This is a genomic window from Photobacterium makurazakiensis, assembly GCF_050336715.1.
GTDB classification, from domain to species: domain Bacteria; phylum Pseudomonadota; class Gammaproteobacteria; order Enterobacterales; family Vibrionaceae; genus Photobacterium; species Photobacterium makurazakiensis.
Genome location: NZ_JAKJSJ010000036.1, coordinates 17,298 through 35,490, shown reverse-complemented (window position 1 = coordinate 35,490; position 18,193 = coordinate 17,298). Strand labels below are relative to the sequence as shown.

Below are 18,193 nucleotides of genomic sequence, written 5' to 3'. Positions count from 1 at the left end.
AATATTTAATTTTATCCGTCTCCTTATAATTTACTTCATATGTTGTATGACGGTTATTTATTCGAGTACCAAGTGCTTGAATCTTATTTATAAATAAAGGGATGTATGAGAAAAACTTTATCTTTAGTGGCTTTGTCCATGTTTAGTACTGGTGTGTTGGCTGATCGTACTTATATTAACCCTATGGATCTCGAATATCAGTATGGTGAAAGGATTCCGGAACGTCGCCAATTCATTAAGGCTGAAGGTTTGGTTACTCGGCAAAGCGCAGATCCGGTTGTCGTAAGCTTTGAAAAAGATGGCAAGCATCAGGGCTATTTTTTGTTTGCCAGTCAGGGGCGGGGATATTGGATGTCCGAAGATCTAGTGACCTGGCAGCATATTAAGCCGACTGGTGAATGGCCTGTGAGCTACTTTACGCCGGGTTCCGGCTCGGATCCTACTACCGAGAAAGATCCGCAGACCGGGCTGGAATGGAAAGATATGATAGCACCGGCAGCCTTAGCGAAGGATAGTAAGATCTACCTGCTGTCATCCAGTCGTAAAGGCGGTCTGACAACGCTGTTCGTCTCTGATGACCCGGCATCAGGTAAATGGAAGGTGGCCGATGAGGACCTAGGCTTCCCTGTTGTTGGAGATAGGAACCTCTGGGATCCGGCGCTTTACCACGAGGATGAGCAGTGGTACGTATACTGGGGCTCCTCAAATTTATATCCATTGTGGGGGGCTAAAATCAATCGAAATAATAAAGACGGCTTGTATATCGACCGCTTTGCCAAGCCTCTGCTTGCTATGCATCCAGACGTGCATGGTTGGGAACGGATGGGCTTTGACCATACTTCCCCTCAAGCCCCCTACGTGGAAGGGCCGGAAATGCTTAAACATGGCGATACCTACTATCTTTCCTACGCTGGTCCTGGTTCAGATGGAAACGTGTATGGCGATGGGGTCTATATCGGCAAGTCCCCTTTGGGGCCGTTCACTTACCAGGAGCACAACCCGGTGACTTATAAGCCTGGAGGCTATGTTCATGGCGCTGGTCATGGCAACACCTTTAAAGATGCCTTTGGTAATATCTGGCGCAGTGGCTCTAATTGGTTTGGGGTTAATTGGGTGTTCGAGCGGCGAAATGTGATTCTACCGTCTGCAATCGACGACGATGGCATTTTATATTCAACGGCCCGTTTTGCTGACTTCCCGCAATTTGCGCCAACGGGTAAGTACAGTGATCCCAATGATCTGTTCACTGGCTGGATGTTACTGTCCTACAATAAGCCGGCTTGGGCGACGTCCGAACTGCCTCCCGAAAATGGCCGCACTTTTGATGCGGGCTTTGTGACGGATGAAAATCCTCGCAACTTCTGGGTTGCGGGTAAGAACAATGATGCCCAGCATGTTGTAGTGGATCTGCAAGGCGATAAAACGGTCAATGCAGTTCAAATCAATTATGCCGATTACATGGTGGCTGGTGAAGAGTATCGGGCGCCGTTACCAAGAGATAACAGGATTGCGGAATATAAGCAGCGGATCTATACCCATTATCGTCTTTTGCTGTCCAGAGATAATAAGACCTGGACGGAGGTCAGCAATAACCTCGATAAGCAGGAAAATCGGTCAAATATTTACATTGAGTTGGACGAGCCGGTCACAGCCCGTTTCGTGCGCTTTGAGAATGTTAATGTTGGGGTGAAACATCTGGCGTTGAATGGATTACGGGTGTTTGGCTCTGCCAATGATGAGTTGCCAGCTATGCCTGAACAAGTAACGGTGAAGCGAGACACTGATCGCCGCAACGTATATGTGGCTTGGCAGGCGGTGGAAGGCGCTGTTGGTTATAACGTACGCTTCGGTATTGCCCCGGATAAGCTTTATCATACCTACCAGATATGGGGTGATGAGTTTGATGGTCAAAAGGAGATTCGCTCACTGGACATTCATAAAGGCTATTATTTCGCGGTCGAGGCATTTAACGAGACTGGCGTCTCCAAGTTGTCCTCTCCCAAGATGGCCAAATAATCAGATTCTGCCAATGCTGGATGCCGCTGAATGAGAAAATAAAAATGCGCTAACTACCATTAGCGCATTTTTTATTGTCTACGGACGAGGGATCAATAAACTTGGTACTCAGCGGTCCAATTGAAGCTTTGCCCGACAGGTACATTGACCTCAATGAAGTTTTCCGGAGACAGTGAACGGTCATTTGCCCAAATGACTAGCTTGTTTAATGGTTGGTCTACCTGAACATTAATACCTCTGTTTAGTTCACGGTGATGGACGCGAAACTGGTGATCATTAGGGGTATTGCTAAACCCCGTCAGTGGAACGTACAGTCGCTTATCATCGCGGATTGAGTCAAGTATCTTGAGGCTATCATTTTGTAGTTTTACACGTGACTCACTCTTGTGTTTTTCCGGCGTAAAAGGAAAAAATACTTGATATTGTTCATCAACATCTTGGTCATCAATGACAAAAAAGTGGTGATTAAAGACGTTGGTTTCAATCAGTTTCTCACCCGTGTTTTCCAGTAGATGTGACATGGTGAACCCCTGCTCATTCAAACTAATGGTTTTCTGATAACGATAGCTGTAACCATTATCGGCTCGTAGCGTGTGAATGAACTCGACACTGCCTTCCAAAGCGTTAACTTGCCATTCGCCATGGTCAAGAATCTGGTAGGGGTTGGTAAAGTTAAATCGTTTCTCGTCTTCTGGTTTTTCCAGAACACCGATACCGATACGAACAAAAGTATCGGATTCACCATAGCCTAGATTATCGAATATCTGAGCCGGCCCTTTCACGCTGAAGTGCAGTTCCGGATCATGTACAGGCTCAGGGCGCCAGCGACCGAAGTATTCCACACCTTCAAATTTAAGCGAGTGAATTAAGCCTGACCAATCGAAGCGAACGGAGCGGTAAGAACCTGCTTCGGCATCTGGTAGGTAGATCGCCATTTCAACTACATCGTTTGTTAACCGTGCTTCAGGGAAGCTGAAAGCTGAAACGCTAACTAAAGATAAACAGCCACATAGTAACCCGCAGACTTTCATTAAATTTCCTTTATATATGTATTGAAAAAAGGCACTAACCTAGCAGAAAACCGACTAACTTCATGTCAGCCAGTAGGTATCTGCTAGGGAGCTATTCCAATGGCATAAGGCGTCACTAGCCTTTAAGTGAGGCTTGCTCTTGTCCTTATAGGTTAGGGCTGCCCATTGTGTTGTTTTTCATTGTCGGGTGAAGATTAGTTAAAGATCTTCAGTAAACTCAACCGTGTAAGGCGTTTGGAATAGTGCTGGGTATTCTGGCTCTGGGAACTCTTCGAGTAACGCCAGGTATTCGTTGAGCAACTCTTGGAATTTTTCAGGCTCTTCATTTCTTAGGTCACGGCGCTGGGCAACATCGTCATTGAGGTTAAACAGCATGGCTTTGACATCTTCTTTAACCAGCTCGCGATTGGCACGTTTTTCACCTGCTACTTTGTGCTGGTCGTTCCATGTCAGTACCCAATCGCCTTTACGATAAGCAATGTCGTGGAAGAAGCGGAAGAACATAGTCTCATGTGGTCTACTTTCGATTTCGCCGTTTAGGTAAGGGATAAGATCAACCCCGTCCAGCTCAGGGGTATTTTCAACCAAAGGAATATCGCGGGTAATTGTTGGTAAAATATCTAATGCCATAACAGGCTTGGTGTATTGCTTTCCTGCAGGAACGACATCTGGCCAATTGATCACAAATGGCACCCGAATACCGCCTTCGAAGGTGTCGCCTTTAAAGCCTCTTAGATCGGCTGGGTTACCCGCAAGGTTAACGGGTTCTTTACGGCGAACGATAGTTTGGTATCCGTTATCAGATAAGAACACAATGGCGGTGTTATCTCTGATACCTTTCTCTTCCAATGTTTCCATAATGTTGCCTAGACCGTCATCCATGGCTAGCAACATGGCGGCGATAACACGACGATGCCATGTCGCAAACTCCCCATCCATTAGCTCGTCTACGCGCTTGAGGTAGTGATCAGGAGCTTGATAAGGCGCATGTACAGCGTTGTAGGCAAGGTGCAAGAAAAACGGCTTTTCATGGTTTCTCTCGATAAACTCGACTGCCTCTCGGCTGAATTCATCCGTCAGGTAGGTACCATTAGGGTAGTTGACCATTTCTCCATTGCGGTAGATCGGCGATTGGTTATTCTTGCCGTTATAGTGGGTGTTGGCCTTGAAATAGTCGTGACCCCCTCCGAGGAAACCATAGAAATAATCCAAGTTACGATTCCATGGTTTGTGTTCTTCTTCAAAATGACCATAGTGCCACTTACCGATAGTTCCAGTCGTGTAACCAGCTGCTTTGAAGTGGTCTTGCATCATAGGTTGGCTTGTTGGGAAGCCAATTTTTGCATTTCGTGAAAAGTTGCCCCAAATACCGAGTCGGTCTTGATAGCGGCCTGAAATTAAACCAGCACGAGAAGGGCCGCAGACAGATGAGGTGACATAGCCTTGGGTAAAGTGGGTGCCGCCTGCCGCTATTTTATCGAGGTTGGGCGTGAACATATCGTCGGCACCCATAAAGCCAGATTCGTCGTAGCCAAGATCATCGACCAAAACCACAATAAAGTTGGTGTTGTCATTCTCTGCAGGAGATAGGGCTGCAGGCTGCTGAGCAGCAAATGACATACAGGGTAACAGCGCGATACCGAGTGCCGCTTTGGTGAATATTTTCATTAAGGGTATTCTCTTTATTATTGTTGCTGCCAAAAAATAGGGTTTGAATAGAACCACAAATCTTGCCAAGGGTGTTGATTACCCTGCTGTTTTTTCGGTTCCAATATGTCGGTACTCGTTCCCCGTAATCGTAGATAACCGTTTTTATGATCTCGTGGAATATCGATTGTTAGAGCAATAGTGTTGTTTTTCACTTGCCACTGTGACTGATCAATCCGTTGTATGACTTTGGTAGTGCTATTCAAGTTGGGCTCATTGGTGACAGATGGTTCAATGGCGCCAGTAATGATGTCGATGCGGTTTAGCTCTGGCACATCACCATTGGCATTTTTGCCATCGGTGAGGTTGATTTCTAACTCTAGTGATAGTGTTTGCTGGTGCTTATCTATCAGTAGGGTCTCACCGAGTGAAGCAGTGCTTTTACTATCTTTATTGCTCAATTCAACATTAAGACCGCTGATCAGATCGCCAAAGACAATAAAGCTGCGACCGTGACGGAGTCCGTCCATGATGTCGGCTGGCTCGTTGCGGGCATAGACATAGGTTTTGTTGTACTCGCCCGGCCAGAAATCACGGCCATCTATACTGGCATGTTTATGTGAGTCGGCAGAGGAGGTGATCCAGAAGCGCATGCCGTTGCCAAGGATATGATCCCATACCCCGCCAACAACGGCTGTCATTTGGTCGGCACCGCGGAAGGTACCAAATTTAAAGTAGCTTCCACGGTTGCCTCTAGCCGCTTGGTGGCCCGGTGTGCCAACCATACCGATAAATACCTCTGGGTCGGTTTGGTGCCAAGCCATCAGCTTTTCAGGTGTAACTCTTGCCCACTCGTTAATACCTGTTGCCTGACGGCTGGGGTGATTCTTGATGATGATGGGCTTTTCATCTTGGCTTGCGAGGTATGTAATACCTTTTTGCATGTGCTCAACATTATTGCGGTTACGAGTTTCGTTACGGTATTCCCTGATCGAGAAGTCACGCTGGAATTTGACTAGCACATCGCGCTCGTTAGCATTTATGGGCATCATGACGGTTGCGTGCTCACCAGCCGGTACGTCCAGCTCGATACCGAAATACTGATGGACTTCCGGCACTGATTCTCGTGCTGCCAGTAATTCGGGGTAGGCATGTTGTTCGAGTAATTTGGAATGCTCTGGACCACCATGATCGGTATTTACTAACCAACTAAGACCGTACATCTTGGCGGCTTGCGCATTATCGAGATAGCTATGTAGGCTGTCACCACCTTTGATAGGGGACCAAGGCGTCGTGGATTTGTCCCACTTTACACTCCAGTGGGTATGGGCGTGGTGCTCTCCGGCAAGCCATTGTCTTTCTTGAGCTGCAGCTTGCGAGGCCATAAAGCTTAGTGTCAGGATCGTTACTAATGTTATTAATCGAGGTTTCACTTTGACGGCCTTTAATAATAATTATTTCGCTGGTGGGATTGCAGGTAAAATGTATTCAGGTACAAATTGCAGAGGTACACGTCTTTGTTGACCGGTATTACTGCTAGTGACGGCGACGATAAGATCCAATTCAGGATTCACGAAAATAAACTGGCCACGGGCACCTCTTGCCGAAATGGTTTTTAGTTCTTTACCATCTAAACGGAAGTTTTGAGTCCACCAGAAATAGCCATAGTTACCGTTTTGCGTCTTAGGTGTTGTTGCGGTATGTAGCCACTCTTTTGTAAGTAACCGCTCACTATTGAACTGCCCTTTGCCTAACACGAGCTGGCCGAATTTAAGCATGTCTCTTGATGTCATGTGGAGCCCTGAACTGGCTTTGGTCAGGCCACAGGCAGATGTTTCCCAATAGGCATTGGTTATTAACATTGGCTTGAAAAAATACTCGTCGGTAAAAGCCGCAAGGTCTTTGCCTGTCGTGTTGTACAGGACATGGTTGAGGATGTCGGTATCCGCACCTTGGTATTTAAAATGTTTTCCCGGTTCGACATTGTCAGATAACGTGAGGTATAACTCTGCATGATTATTAACAGTGATCGGCGAGTGGTCAGCAGTATGGTTGGGAATAGAAATACCCGATTGCATGCTGAGTAAGTCATGCAAGGTGATAGATTTGCTGCCAGTAGCGAGCTTCTCTTTATCGATCTTAGAAAGGTATTTGATCGCGGGGTCGTTGACGCTATCTATGTATCCGAGCTCAATAGCTTTACCAATGGCATTGGATAGCATGTTTTTGGTGATAGAAAACATGAAATGCGGTTTGTCTATCGCGCCATCATTCCAGTAATCTTCTGAAATTAATTTTCCTTGGTGATGAATCAATAAGCTATTTATTTGGCCAAAATCACCGGCTGTTATTTTCTGCCGCAGCTGTTCAATAGTATCGAAGTTGAGCGTAGTATCGTGAATGTTGGCTGTGATAAGGCCATCATCGCGTTGCTCTGGTGCCTTATAATTTGGTGACTTATAAACCGTACTCTTCTGTTCAATTCGGCTCGATGACACTTCTGATTTTACTGCCGTAATATGGTTAAGGGTGACTTGTTCGTCACTGAGTCCATCTTGTGCGCCTGCGGGTAATGCCATCGCAAAGATGACTGCTGCGCATACTTTTAGTTCGTGAGTGCTTAACACATGCTTCACGTTCGGCAACTTAAGGCATTTCATTGATGGCTTCCTGCGTCACGGTTTGATGTTTTGCATTCGGGCTAAATAAAGCCTTGATATCCTCTAAGGCCGCGTACAAGCACGGTAGAAGTACTAGCGTGATGAAAGTCGCGAAGAGGATGCCAAAGCCGAGAGAGATGGCCATTGGGATCATCAATTGAGCTTGATTAGAGGTTTCCAATATCATTGGCGCAAGGCCACCAAATGTTGTTAGGGTCGTGAGGATGATAGGGCGGAAACGGCGTGTACTACCCGCGATGATAGCGTCTATCAACGCGACTCCCCTTTCTCTATTACGGTTAACTTCTGTTACCAGTATTAAGCTGTCATTAATTACCACCCCACTTAAAGCCAGCGTTCCCAATAGACTGACAACGCTTAAGGTGTAGTTGAGCATGGCGTGGCCAATAACCGCACCAATTAGGCCAAATGGAATGATGACCATAATGATCAGCGGCTGGGTATAGCTGCGAAAAGGAATGGCGAGTAAGCAATACAGGGCGAGCATGACCAACGCCCCATTAGTTGCAAGGCTACTTAAACTTTCCTTTTGTTCGGCTTGATCACCTAAGAAGCCAATGCCGAGGCCTGGGTATTGCTGCTTTAGGTTAGGGAAAACATCACTGGCTAACGTTTGTGATAGTGCCATCGCTTCTGATGATGGCGTAATATCGGCACCAACGGTTACTCGACGGCGACCTTCACGGCGTTGAATGGTTGATGCCGAATATTCACGTTCAACACTGGCTATTTGTGAGAGGGGCAAGTAGCGGTCACCGACTTTTATCGGGAGTTGTTCAAGGTGGTAGACACTGGAACGTTGCCAGTCGGGAAGTTGAACTTTCACATCAACTTCATCGCTGCCGCGTTGTTGGCGCATTGCTCGCACCCCATTAAAGGCATGGCGCACCTGACGGATAAGGTCTTGTTCATTTAATCCCATGCTCTTGCCTTCAGGCAGCAGCGACAGGCGGATCTGTTGGCTGCCTGACATGAAGCTATTTTCGATATCAACGACACCGTTATAACCGGACAAGATCTCACTAAGATCTTCACTCGCCATCTGCAATTGTTGGGTGTCTCTGTGGGTTAGTTCAACGGTGACACCGGCTACGTCTGCACCGGGGCCGTTGCCGGTCGCCGAAAAGCGCACAGCATTTGCAGTCGGTATATCTCCGGTTTCTTGTCGCCAAGCCATGGAAACTTGACGTGTTGGAATATCACGAATTTCTGATGGTTGTAGAAATATCCGTGAAATAATAATGAATTCGCCGTCACGGCTACGAATATGTGTCGATACGCCTGTAGCGAGGTCATCACCGCCATTATTATCGATAACATTCATTGCGGCTTGTTCGAGTTTGTATCTGACTTCTGTTGCTTCTTCATAGGAGGTGCCAACAGGCATGAATGCACGCGCAAGTGAAAACTCGGCTTCGACCCGTGGCATCGTGGTAAAGCCAAGGTGACCACCAGAAATGTACCCGATAGAAATCAGTAACATAACGACACCGCTACTGATTACGAGGTAGCGCTGAGCGAGTAACCGTTTTAAGGCCGGGGTGTACGCGCGGGTGATAAACCATTGCAACCCTTTATCAACATAACCTTGAAGGAAAACAAATGGCTTTGTCCATGTCGGTTGCTGGTGGCTGTTAATGTGTGCCAAGTGGGTAGGAAGGATAAACAGTGCTTCTACCCAAGAAATGATAAAGACACAGGCAACAACCAGTGGAATTACTTGGAACATCATGCCGAGTGTTCCCGGTAGAAACCAGATAGGGATAAACGCGACAATGTTGGTTAGAATGCTGAAGGTCAACGGTGTTGCAATGTCTTTTGCCCCTTCAATAGCCGCTTTGGCAAAGGGTATGCCTTGGCTTATTTTTTCATGGATGTTTTCTCCTGCAATAATGGCGTCATCTACCACAATCCCTAGCGCGATAATAAACGCGAACATGGAGATCATATTGATGGAAACATCCATGGCGGGTAAGAAAAGCAGGGAGCCAAGAAATGAGGTCGGAATACCGACGGTGACCCAAAAAGCGAGTCGGACATCAAGAAATAATGCCAGGACAAAAAGTACCAGTAATAAGCCGGAAAATGCATTTTTTAACAACAAATGCATACGTTGTTGAAAAATCACGGCGTCATCACTGACCACACTCAATGTCATACCCGGTTGTAATGCGTTTTCTAGCTCAGGAAAACGGTCATAAACAGCCTCTGAAATTGAGACAGGGGTTTGATCTCCAATGCGGTAAATTCGAATGCTAGCCGATGGTAAGCCGTTATAAAATGAGCTGTTATTTTTGTTCGCAAAGCCATCACGAATATCAGCAATATCCTCAAGGTAAACACGCCCCCCCTGCGGTGTTTGCATCACGACAATGTCGTTAAATTCTTTCGCCCACCCTCGGCGCTCATCAAGCTGTAATAAGATATCTCCGCCACTTGACTCTATTCGTCCACCCGACTGGGTGACAGCATGATTGCTGATACTACGGGCGACTTGATCTAACGTTAGGTTATAGCGTTCAAGGGTTTGCGTATCGACTTGAATTTGGACTTCATATTTAGAGAAGCCGTTAACTTCGACCTGCGTTAAATCGGAAGAGCGTAGTAGGATATTTTGCAGCTCGGTACTCGTCTCTCGCAGGGCGATAGGGTCGGTGTCACCATAAAGTACCAGCTCCATCGACTCTTCGCGGGTTTCACTGCGCAAGACCCTGGGTTTTTCTGCGCCAGCTGGCAACTGTGCTGTATTGACTGCATTTTCTATTTCACGCTTGACTCGTTCAACATCTACATTATTGATGAGCTCTGCTGTGATATTGGTCCCCGCAGAGTTCGCCCAAGAGTGGATTTCTTTTATGCCTTCAATGCCACTGATAGCATTTTCTATCGGAAGGGTGATTCCCTGTTCCATTTCTACCGGCGTCGAACCTGGGTAGTAAACCCATATCCGGATAGAGTTATGTTGCATGTTCGGTTGAACTTCTTTTTTTATTTGCCAACCCATAAGTAAACCACCAATGATGAAGAACATCATCAACAGGTTTGGAGTGACCCGATTATGGGTCATCCACGCGATAGCGCCGCGAGACTGTTCCCTTAACGATGTTTTATCAAGAGACTGCGTCATGAGCGTTTCTCCTCTATTGAAGTTATGGCTTCTGGAGTTGGCTCGGGGGAGTTATCTACGGTTGTTAGTTGCTCATTGGGGGAGCGAAGCTTTAAAGCGATGCCTTCAATTGCACCGATCAAAGGTGAAGTAACGACGCGATCACCTGGATTTAAGCCATCGGTAATCAGTACCGTTTTCTGACCTCTATGGGCAATCAACACATCTCTTGCTTCTAGCTTGTTTTGATCGTCCATAATCCAAACAAACTGATCTTTTTGAAGGTAGCGACGAGGCAATTTAACCGCGTCATCAATTGGCTTGGCACTAAATTCGGCTTGAAGAAATGCATTCAGCAGAACGGCTGGTTTCCCATAGTTCTCTGGCTTTTGCGCGAGTGGGTCATCTATTTTGATCAGCACTGAAGCGGTTTTTATTCGCTTATCGAGCTCTGGTAGTAGGCTAGTAACACAGCCTTTACGGTATTGTTTCGCACCCCACTCATTTGGGTTACGTATGATTACTTGCGAGCCAAAGCAATCGTCTTGATTGCTATAGAGGTGGCGCTCTGCTGATGGAATCGTTAGCCATTGTAACTGCTGGGCGGGCATACTTGCTTTTAGCCAAAAGGTGTCTGTAGCGACAATGTCCATCAGCACTGTATTATCACGTACTTGGCTGCCTTCAGCGGTATCTATATTAATAATTTGGCCATCGAACGGAGCGGTTATCTGAGTCCGATCGTAGTTGATAATTGCTTTTTCTAACGATGCTTGACTACGTGCAATATCTGCTTCAATTTGTGCCAATTGAGGGTGACGCAATACTAAAGCAAGATCTTCTTCTGAGAGATCTTGCCCAGACAATTGGTATTCCATTTCAGCAGCTCTTCGACGCCCCACTTCAACATCGTATAGAGCTTGCTGCCTATCAAGCGCCGCTTCTGCTTCTTTAACGGCTAAGTAGTAGTCTCGCTTGTCGAGGGTGACTAAGGTTTCACCTTGTCGCACAAAGCCACCGGGGATCAAATGGTGAGGAAGTTCAGTAATTGTGCCGCGCAATTGGGAGCGAAGGTTAACACTTCGCTTTGCCATGACATCTCCCTGCGCAACAATTGTTGGGGCCTCATTGCTGTATTCAACGTTATAGACATCCACGAGTCGAGCGGGTGGTGTGCCTGCTGGACGATGATGCTTAGGTTTTCCTTCCATTAACGCGTTAGTCGTATAGATACCTGCGGCAAGTATGGTGCAAGGTAGTAAGACTTTTAGCGTCTTAGCAAGGTAGTACATAGGTGTTGCGACCTTGTCTGTCATGGTCAGGATTCCGTTCTATGTTGAAGTTCAATGGTGCCGTCTTCAGAATGCGAAACAAGATGGCCGCCTAATGATTGATAGGTGGCGATGCGGCGTAAAAAGAGTTGGCGTTGCGCGCTGAGAGTACGTTGCTGGAGAGTAAATAATTTCTCTTGGGCATTTAAAACATCTAAATACCCTTGCATGCCTCTGCTGTATCGAATTGATTCGACTTCAAGGATACTTTCTGCTTGCTGAGTTTGACGTTGTAAAGAGTCGAGCTGTTCTTGCTGGCTCAACTCTTCAAGCAGGTTAGTATCAACTTCTTCAAGAGCGGTTAGTACACCTTGGGTATAGTTGTAAAAGGCGATTTCAGCGGATGCTTCCGCCGCTTCTTGCTCCGAGGCTAACTTGCCAGCATTAAATAATGGAATGTTTAGCTGAGCACCAAGATCAAGTCGCCACAATTCAAAGGCATTTGACCAGTCATCGGATGATACGCCCGTGTTGATTGAAAAGTTCGGTAACCGAGCGGCTGCGGCGGCTGATACATCTTGTTGGCTAGCTTCATATTGATACCAAAGGCCACGTACATCGGGTCGCCGTTCCAGTAAAGCGGTTGGAATCCCAGAATTTGGTAAGGCCGGAAAGTCAGGAAATGCTGCGTACTGCCAGTCAATTGTCGCTGTCGGTGAGCGGCCCAGCAGTACATTCATTTGCTTTTCTAAGATCAATAAACGTTTTTGAGCCTGTTTCTCTTGTGCCTGTAAGCTCTCTAGCAGCTGTTCTTGTCGCCATAAGGCGCTAATACTGCCTTGGCCAGTACGGTAACGGTGGCCAGTAATTTCAGCAATGACTTTGGTATTGCTTATTTGATGATTAAGAATGGTTAAAGATTGGTGCTGTTCTGTAAGTTGATACCAACGGCGAGCAATATCACCAGCGAGGCTTTGAGCTGCAGTCTGTAGCTGTTCGGCATTAGCAAGGTAGTTGAAATAAGCGGCAGTCGCGTTAGCGTGATTTTTACCCCATAGGTCGACTTCCCAACTTGCGTTTAACTTAATGCTTTGCGTGTCATTTTGGGTAATATCGCCGCCTAGATTGTTTCTTCCTCGTCGAAAATCACTCTCTATTGTGCCTCTTACATCAGGGTAGCGAGAAGCATCCCTAACGTCGGCGATAGCGGCTGCCCGTTGCACTCGTGCGACACTTGATTTTAGCGAAAAGTTGGACACTAAAGCTGTATTCACTAATTGTGTTAGCTGAGGGTCGTTAAAGTCGGTCCACCAAAAGGTATCTGTTTGAGCATTGCCTGAAATACTAAATGAATCCGAAATCGTGGTGGTGATATCAATGTGCTCTTTGGGTGTTTGAGTACACCCAGATATGAGCACGCTAATAGCTATAGCGCGTATAAAAATAGCTGTCCGACTTTTTGAAGGCATGAGTAAGCATCCACAAATCACAAAGGTGGTTATAGCAACCTAAATAAATATCTGTTCATCTATTCTGACTGGAATCGACAGTGGCGGCGTGATTGTTTTTAATAACAAAAGGTTACCGCGATTTGTTTTGTGGTGTAATCGATTTATTCAGCGCAATTAATGATCGTATACTTATCCAGATTGGAATTATTAATAAAAGTAAATATGCACACATGCCCTCGCATTGATTGAAAATAAGAGGGCGGGTTAAAGGGTGAACTATTTATTTTGAGCGGTTAAAAGCTTCGACGCTAATACGTTCGCCTTGATTGTAATTAATATTCCGGTTGGTCGGTTTATCACTGAGTTTATTAATAGGAAGTGTTGATTCCCATGCGTCAAACTTGTTCTTCAGTGCTTGTGCAATTTCAGGCTCGTCGTCCACAAGATCAATCCACTCCCCAGGATCGTTAATCATATTGAATAATCGAATTGTCCGAGGGCCATTATCGTCATTGACTGTCAGTTTCCAATCACCATCGCGAATGGCGTAATCATTATCCCGGCGCCAGTAAAGTGTGTCATGTGGTTGGCCGTCTTGTTCATCTAATAAGTAAGGGAAAAGATCAACGCCATCAAAAGGCACAGCCCCTGTTTCAGTGATACCAAATCGTGCCGCTATGGTGGGAAAAACATCAAGGGAGCTGACCATGTGCTCATACTTTTTACCGCTAGGTAACCCAGCAGGGTAGTGCATGATGAAGGGAACGCGGATCCCGCCTTCATAGCTGTCCCCTTTAAAGCCATTGAATGGACCTGGGCTGGACATCGTTGTTTCACCACGTTTCTTTTTACGTGGCTGATCAAATCCCTGTCCTGACGGTGTACCGTTATCACTCATGAAAAATACAAGCGTGTCATTATCAAGGTTGTGCTCTTTTAAGGTATCCATAATGGCGCCGACGCCATCGTCAAGGACTAAAGACTGTGCGGCAAAGAAGCGTCTTTCTTCATGATGAACCTCAAGGTGATCTAAGCGCTCAATATAGCCGTCTGGCACTTGCCATGGGTGATGAACGGCAAAGTGGGCGACATGAAGAAAGAATGGCTTGTCGGCATTCTTTTCAATGAATGTGACGGCTTCATCGGTAAATAACTCGGTTAAGTAACCGTTGCCTTCTTGAATTGGAGGCTCTGTGTTTGTATTTCGATAAAGTGGAGAAAGCCAAGGTTTCCCCCCTTCTTTCTCATCGGAATACATGTAGTTATGAGAGCCGCCATGAAAGCCATAAAAGAAATCAGCGCCGCGCTCATTAGGCCGGCCTGTTGGTTCGCCCATATGCCATTTACCCACAACGCCAGTAACATAACCAAGATCTTGCATCATTTCCATCATCAGCGGCTGACTGCGAGGCACGTGGTTCTGTTCAAAGTTGCCATAAACGCCAAAGCGTTGTTGGTACACACCTGTTAACAGCCCCGCACGCGATGGCCCACAAACTGATGCACTGACATAGGCTTGCGGGAAGTGGACGCCGCTAGCGGCTAAGGCATCGATGTTTGGGGTATGAATATCTTGAAACCCATGATAACCAACATCACCCCAGCCTTGATCATCTGTATAAATAACAATGACATTTGGCTGGTCTTGAAGGTTATCTCGGGTGGGCTGGCTTTCGCTTGCCGCCACACTACTGTTTACATAGAGCAACCCTGTTATCGTTAGTGCTAATACAGATTTATTTGGCTTTTTCAATATCATCTTATTATCTCGATGTGCTAGGAATTACTCTGCGTAAACAGGTATATAAGCGTGATTAGCTCTGACAGCAGCGCTTAAGTTTTTTACCGCTACCACAAGGGCAAGGGGAGTTTCGTCCACCACTGAACGTGTTCGTTGAAAGCTTTTGTTGCAGGTCGAGATAAATAATATCTGAAGCTGGTCGACCACGAGCTAACAAATCTCGCATGGTTTTCATTTTTGATTCTGTGTGTTTAAAGAACGCTTCTAGGCCGGTACAGAAATAGTTATGGCCAGGCTGCCCTGATTTTGAACGTGCAAAACGGTGTTTAGGACACCCGCCATGGCAGGCAGAACGGTATTCGCAGCGACGGCATTGTAGGGTCAGCGTATCTTTTTTGTCTTGACCAAATTTGACCGCAATGTCGAGCTGGTTCATATCACGGATTGTGTCGGTGTGAATATTTCCTAGCTTGTGCTCTGGATAAACGAAATGGTCGCAGTTATACATGTCGCCATTCGATTCAAGAATGAAAGCATGGCCACAGGTTTCAGATTGAACGCAAATGCCAGAAGGTTGGTTACACCATGTCGCTAAGGTTGAATCAAACGTATTAACGAAAATACGTCCGACATCTTTTTTCACCCAGCGGTCGAAAACACTATTTAGGAATTGACCATAAGCGAGTGACGGCACTGACCATTCAGTGACATCTGCTTCTTCTTGGTAATCGGGACTAACTAAATACAAGCCCTCTTCCGTTACCTGCTTGGCTGAACGCTCAACAATAGGGATAAATTGCAGGAAGGTAGAGCCAATACCGGTTAAAAAGTCATAGACTTCATCAGGGTACTTGACGTTTTCACTGTTTAGCACGGTGAGTGTATTAAAGTCGACGCCATGCTTTTTCATTTTGTTGATGGCAGCCATTACCTTTTCATGGCTGGCTTTTCCGGCACGGGTTACGCGGAAGTGATCGTGTAAGCGTGCAGGACCATCAATCGAAACACCAATTAAGAAATTATGTGTTTTGAAAAATTCACACCATTCATCGTCTATCAATAAACCGTTAGTTTGAAAGGCATTAGTGATACGGTGATGTTTCTTGTATTTTTGCTGTAGTTCAACAGCCTTACGGAAGAAATCGAGCCCCATTAAGGTAGGTTCGCCGCCTTGCCATGAAAACTCAATATTTTCAGTATCATGTGAGTCAATGTACTGCTTAACGTAAAGCTCAAGGGTTTCATCAGACATTTGCCAGCGGCTTTTACGCTCGGGGTAGAGGTTTTCTTTCTCAAGATAAAAGCAGTAGGTGCAGTCAAGGTTGCATACTGAACTGCTAGGCTTCGCCATGACGTGACTTTGTTTATACGTAGACATTGATTACCTTTTGGGCGTTATTGCATAGGCTATTACACAGAACTGTTTGTATTTCTAGCATCCTTGACTGTGTTTATTGTTCTGGTGCTGTAACCTATAACGGTTTTGATAAGTTATTAAATATTAAGCACTCATATGAGTGGCTTTAGTGCTTAATGTGTTTACGACTTTCACGACGAATAACGTATTAAGGCGTAAGAAATATGGGTGAACGTAATACTTTTTTTAATGTTCAGTATAAACGTTTCGCTTAGTAGGTAGGTTACAGGAAACCCCGTAGTGCCTCAATTTTTGATTGGTTTGTCGTGGTTGGAATGTGAGCTATATCTACATTAATATCGATGTAGTAGAAACGATGAAAAAGACAGCGCCGAAGCGCTGTCTATGTATTTGTCGATTACAGTTACAGTATGCGTACTATAGGCTGTTTAGGTTTCGCCAGTTAGTTTCGACTGGGAACATATTTTTGTTCCATCCCCATTTAGCATCTTCGTTTTCAGCATCCCACGCGTTCCAAGCGTCTTGCAGGCGCTTAACTTGCTCTGGGTGTTCTTTCGCTAAATCTTTAGATTCAGATATATCATTGCTGATATTAAATAGCTGAACGCGAGGGCGTTTGTTACGGATATTCGGCATTACCAATTTCCAATCTTGGTCACGAACCGCGCCTGCTGTGCTGGTATTCCAGAATAGGAAACGGTTCTCAAGCTTTTCTTCTTCGCCTTTGAGCAATGGCAGAATATCGACACCGTCAAGTTGCCACTCAGCTTGTACTTCCATGTTGGTTGCCGCAGCAAATGTTGGCACTAAATCGAGTGAAATGATTGGGTCATCAATAGTTTGTCCTGCTGGAATCGTACCTGGCCAAGAAATAGCAAACGGTATGCGCATTCCACCATCCCATAATGTGCCTTTTTCAGCACGAAGTGGGTGGTTGTACGAATAGTTACCTTCGTATTTGCCGCCGTTGTCTGAAAGGAAGACAACAATGGTATTTTCTGTTAGATCATTTTCTTCAAGCGAATCAAGAATTCGCCCGATGTTCTTATCCAAATTGTAGTTCATTGCAACAAGCTTACGACGCTTCTCGTTTTCAATGTGCTCGAAGCGTTTCAAGTCTTCTTCTGTTGCTTGAAGTGGGCCATGGATACCGTTAAATGGTACATACAAGAAGAACGGGTCTTCTTTATGGCGCTCAATAAAGCTAACTGCTTCAGTGCCAAAGCGGTCTGTTAGGTACTCATCGAAATTATCATCAAGTACGTCATTGCGATAGATCGATGAAAACGGTTTTCTTTTTACGTTTTGTTGGTTGTTCGGGCCGACAAAATAGTTAGCTGCACCATTGTTGAAGCCATAAAACTCATCGAAACCACGGTGATGTGGCCAGTAATGGCGCTGTTTACCATCATGGTGCTTACCAATCATGCCAGTGGTGTAACCCGCTTGCTGGAAGTAATGACCAAAGGTTAATTGGTCATCCGGCATACCTTGAATAATGCCTTCTTCACGTACAAATGGGCCAGTATTATTGTGGTAGCCAAAACGCTGCTGGTAGCGACCTGTGGTTAAACCCGCACGAGATGGGCCACAAACAGGCGCCGTAACATAACCTGCCGTTAAAATAGCACCACTTGCTGCAAGGCGGTCAAGGTTAGGCGTTTCAACATCTTTGCTTTGGTTTTGGAAACCTGCATCGGCGTAGCCCATGTCATCGGCAAACAGGAGCACGACATTGGGTTGGCTAGGGGCTTCTGCATAAGCAACGGCACTGCTTCCAAGCGCTGCTAGCACTGTCATGCTAACGGCTGTTCTTTTTAGTATGTTCTTCATAATGAATATCTACTTTTATTGTAAAGTGTTATTGGGCT

11 protein-coding genes are annotated in these 18,193 nt (G+C 45.8%); 1 reads left to right on the top strand and 10 read right to left on the bottom strand.

Annotated features, from left to right (window positions below):
- The first annotated feature begins 105 nt into the window (after positions 1-105).
- Positions 106-2,016, top strand: coding sequence for a family 43 glycosylhydrolase (locus L4D09_RS16760; RefSeq protein WP_428458659.1), 1,911 nt, complete (start codon positions 106-108; stop codon positions 2,014-2,016).
- A 92-nt stretch (positions 2,017-2,108) separates the two neighbouring features.
- On the opposite strand, the gene L4D09_RS16755 is transcribed toward L4D09_RS16760, so the two are convergent.
- The 10 genes from L4D09_RS16755 to L4D09_RS16710 all read right to left on the bottom strand — a co-directional run bounded on the left by L4D09_RS16755 (position 2,109) and on the right by L4D09_RS16710 (position 18,155).
- Positions 2,109-3,047, bottom strand: coding sequence for a hypothetical protein (locus L4D09_RS16755; RefSeq protein ID WP_428458658.1), 939 nt, complete (start codon positions 3,045-3,047; stop codon positions 2,109-2,111).
- A gap of 198 nt (positions 3,048-3,245) precedes the next feature.
- A complete protein-coding gene (locus L4D09_RS16750) occupies positions 3,246-4,715 on the bottom strand; it encodes a sulfatase family protein (RefSeq protein ID WP_428458657.1) in 1,470 nt (489 codons plus the stop codon).
- A gap of 17 nt (positions 4,716-4,732) precedes the next feature.
- Entirely contained in the window at positions 4,733-6,127 is a 1,395-nt protein-coding gene (locus tag L4D09_RS16745) for a CehA/McbA family metallohydrolase domain-containing protein (protein ID WP_428458656.1), read from the bottom strand.
- A gap of 21 nt (positions 6,128-6,148) precedes the next feature.
- Positions 6,149-7,354: a serine hydrolase domain-containing protein gene (locus tag L4D09_RS16740; RefSeq protein ID WP_428458655.1), complete on the bottom strand. Its 1,206-nt coding sequence runs from the start codon at positions 7,352-7,354 to the stop codon at positions 6,149-6,151.
- Positions 7,341-10,502, bottom strand: coding sequence for an efflux RND transporter permease subunit (locus L4D09_RS16735; RefSeq protein WP_428458654.1), 3,162 nt, complete (start codon positions 10,500-10,502; stop codon positions 7,341-7,343). Before L4D09_RS16735 ends, L4D09_RS16740 begins: the two co-directional genes overlap by 14 nt.
- The gene (locus L4D09_RS16730) at positions 10,499-11,797 is read right to left on the bottom strand and encodes an efflux RND transporter periplasmic adaptor subunit (RefSeq protein ID WP_428458653.1); all 1,299 of its coding nucleotides are present in this window, start codon (positions 11,795-11,797) and stop codon (positions 10,499-10,501) included. Before L4D09_RS16730 ends, L4D09_RS16735 begins: the two co-directional genes overlap by 4 nt.
- Positions 11,798-11,799: 2 nt before the next feature.
- Complete coding sequence (locus tag L4D09_RS16725) at positions 11,800-13,221, bottom strand: efflux transporter outer membrane subunit (RefSeq protein ID WP_428458652.1); 1,422 nt, start codon at positions 13,219-13,221, stop codon at positions 11,800-11,802.
- 262 nt (positions 13,222-13,483) lie between these two features.
- Positions 13,484-14,962, bottom strand: a complete 1,479-nt coding sequence (locus L4D09_RS16720) for a sulfatase family protein (protein ID WP_428458651.1) — start codon at positions 14,960-14,962, stop codon at positions 13,484-13,486.
- Positions 14,963-15,017: 55 nt separating this feature from the next.
- Positions 15,018-16,322, bottom strand: a complete 1,305-nt coding sequence (locus L4D09_RS16715) for an anaerobic sulfatase maturase (RefSeq protein ID WP_428458650.1) — start codon at positions 16,320-16,322, stop codon at positions 15,018-15,020.
- A gap of 417 nt (positions 16,323-16,739) precedes the next feature.
- Positions 16,740-18,155, bottom strand: a complete 1,416-nt coding sequence (locus L4D09_RS16710) for a sulfatase (protein WP_428458649.1) — start codon at positions 18,153-18,155, stop codon at positions 16,740-16,742.
- Between the last annotated feature and the right edge of the window lie 38 nt (positions 18,156-18,193).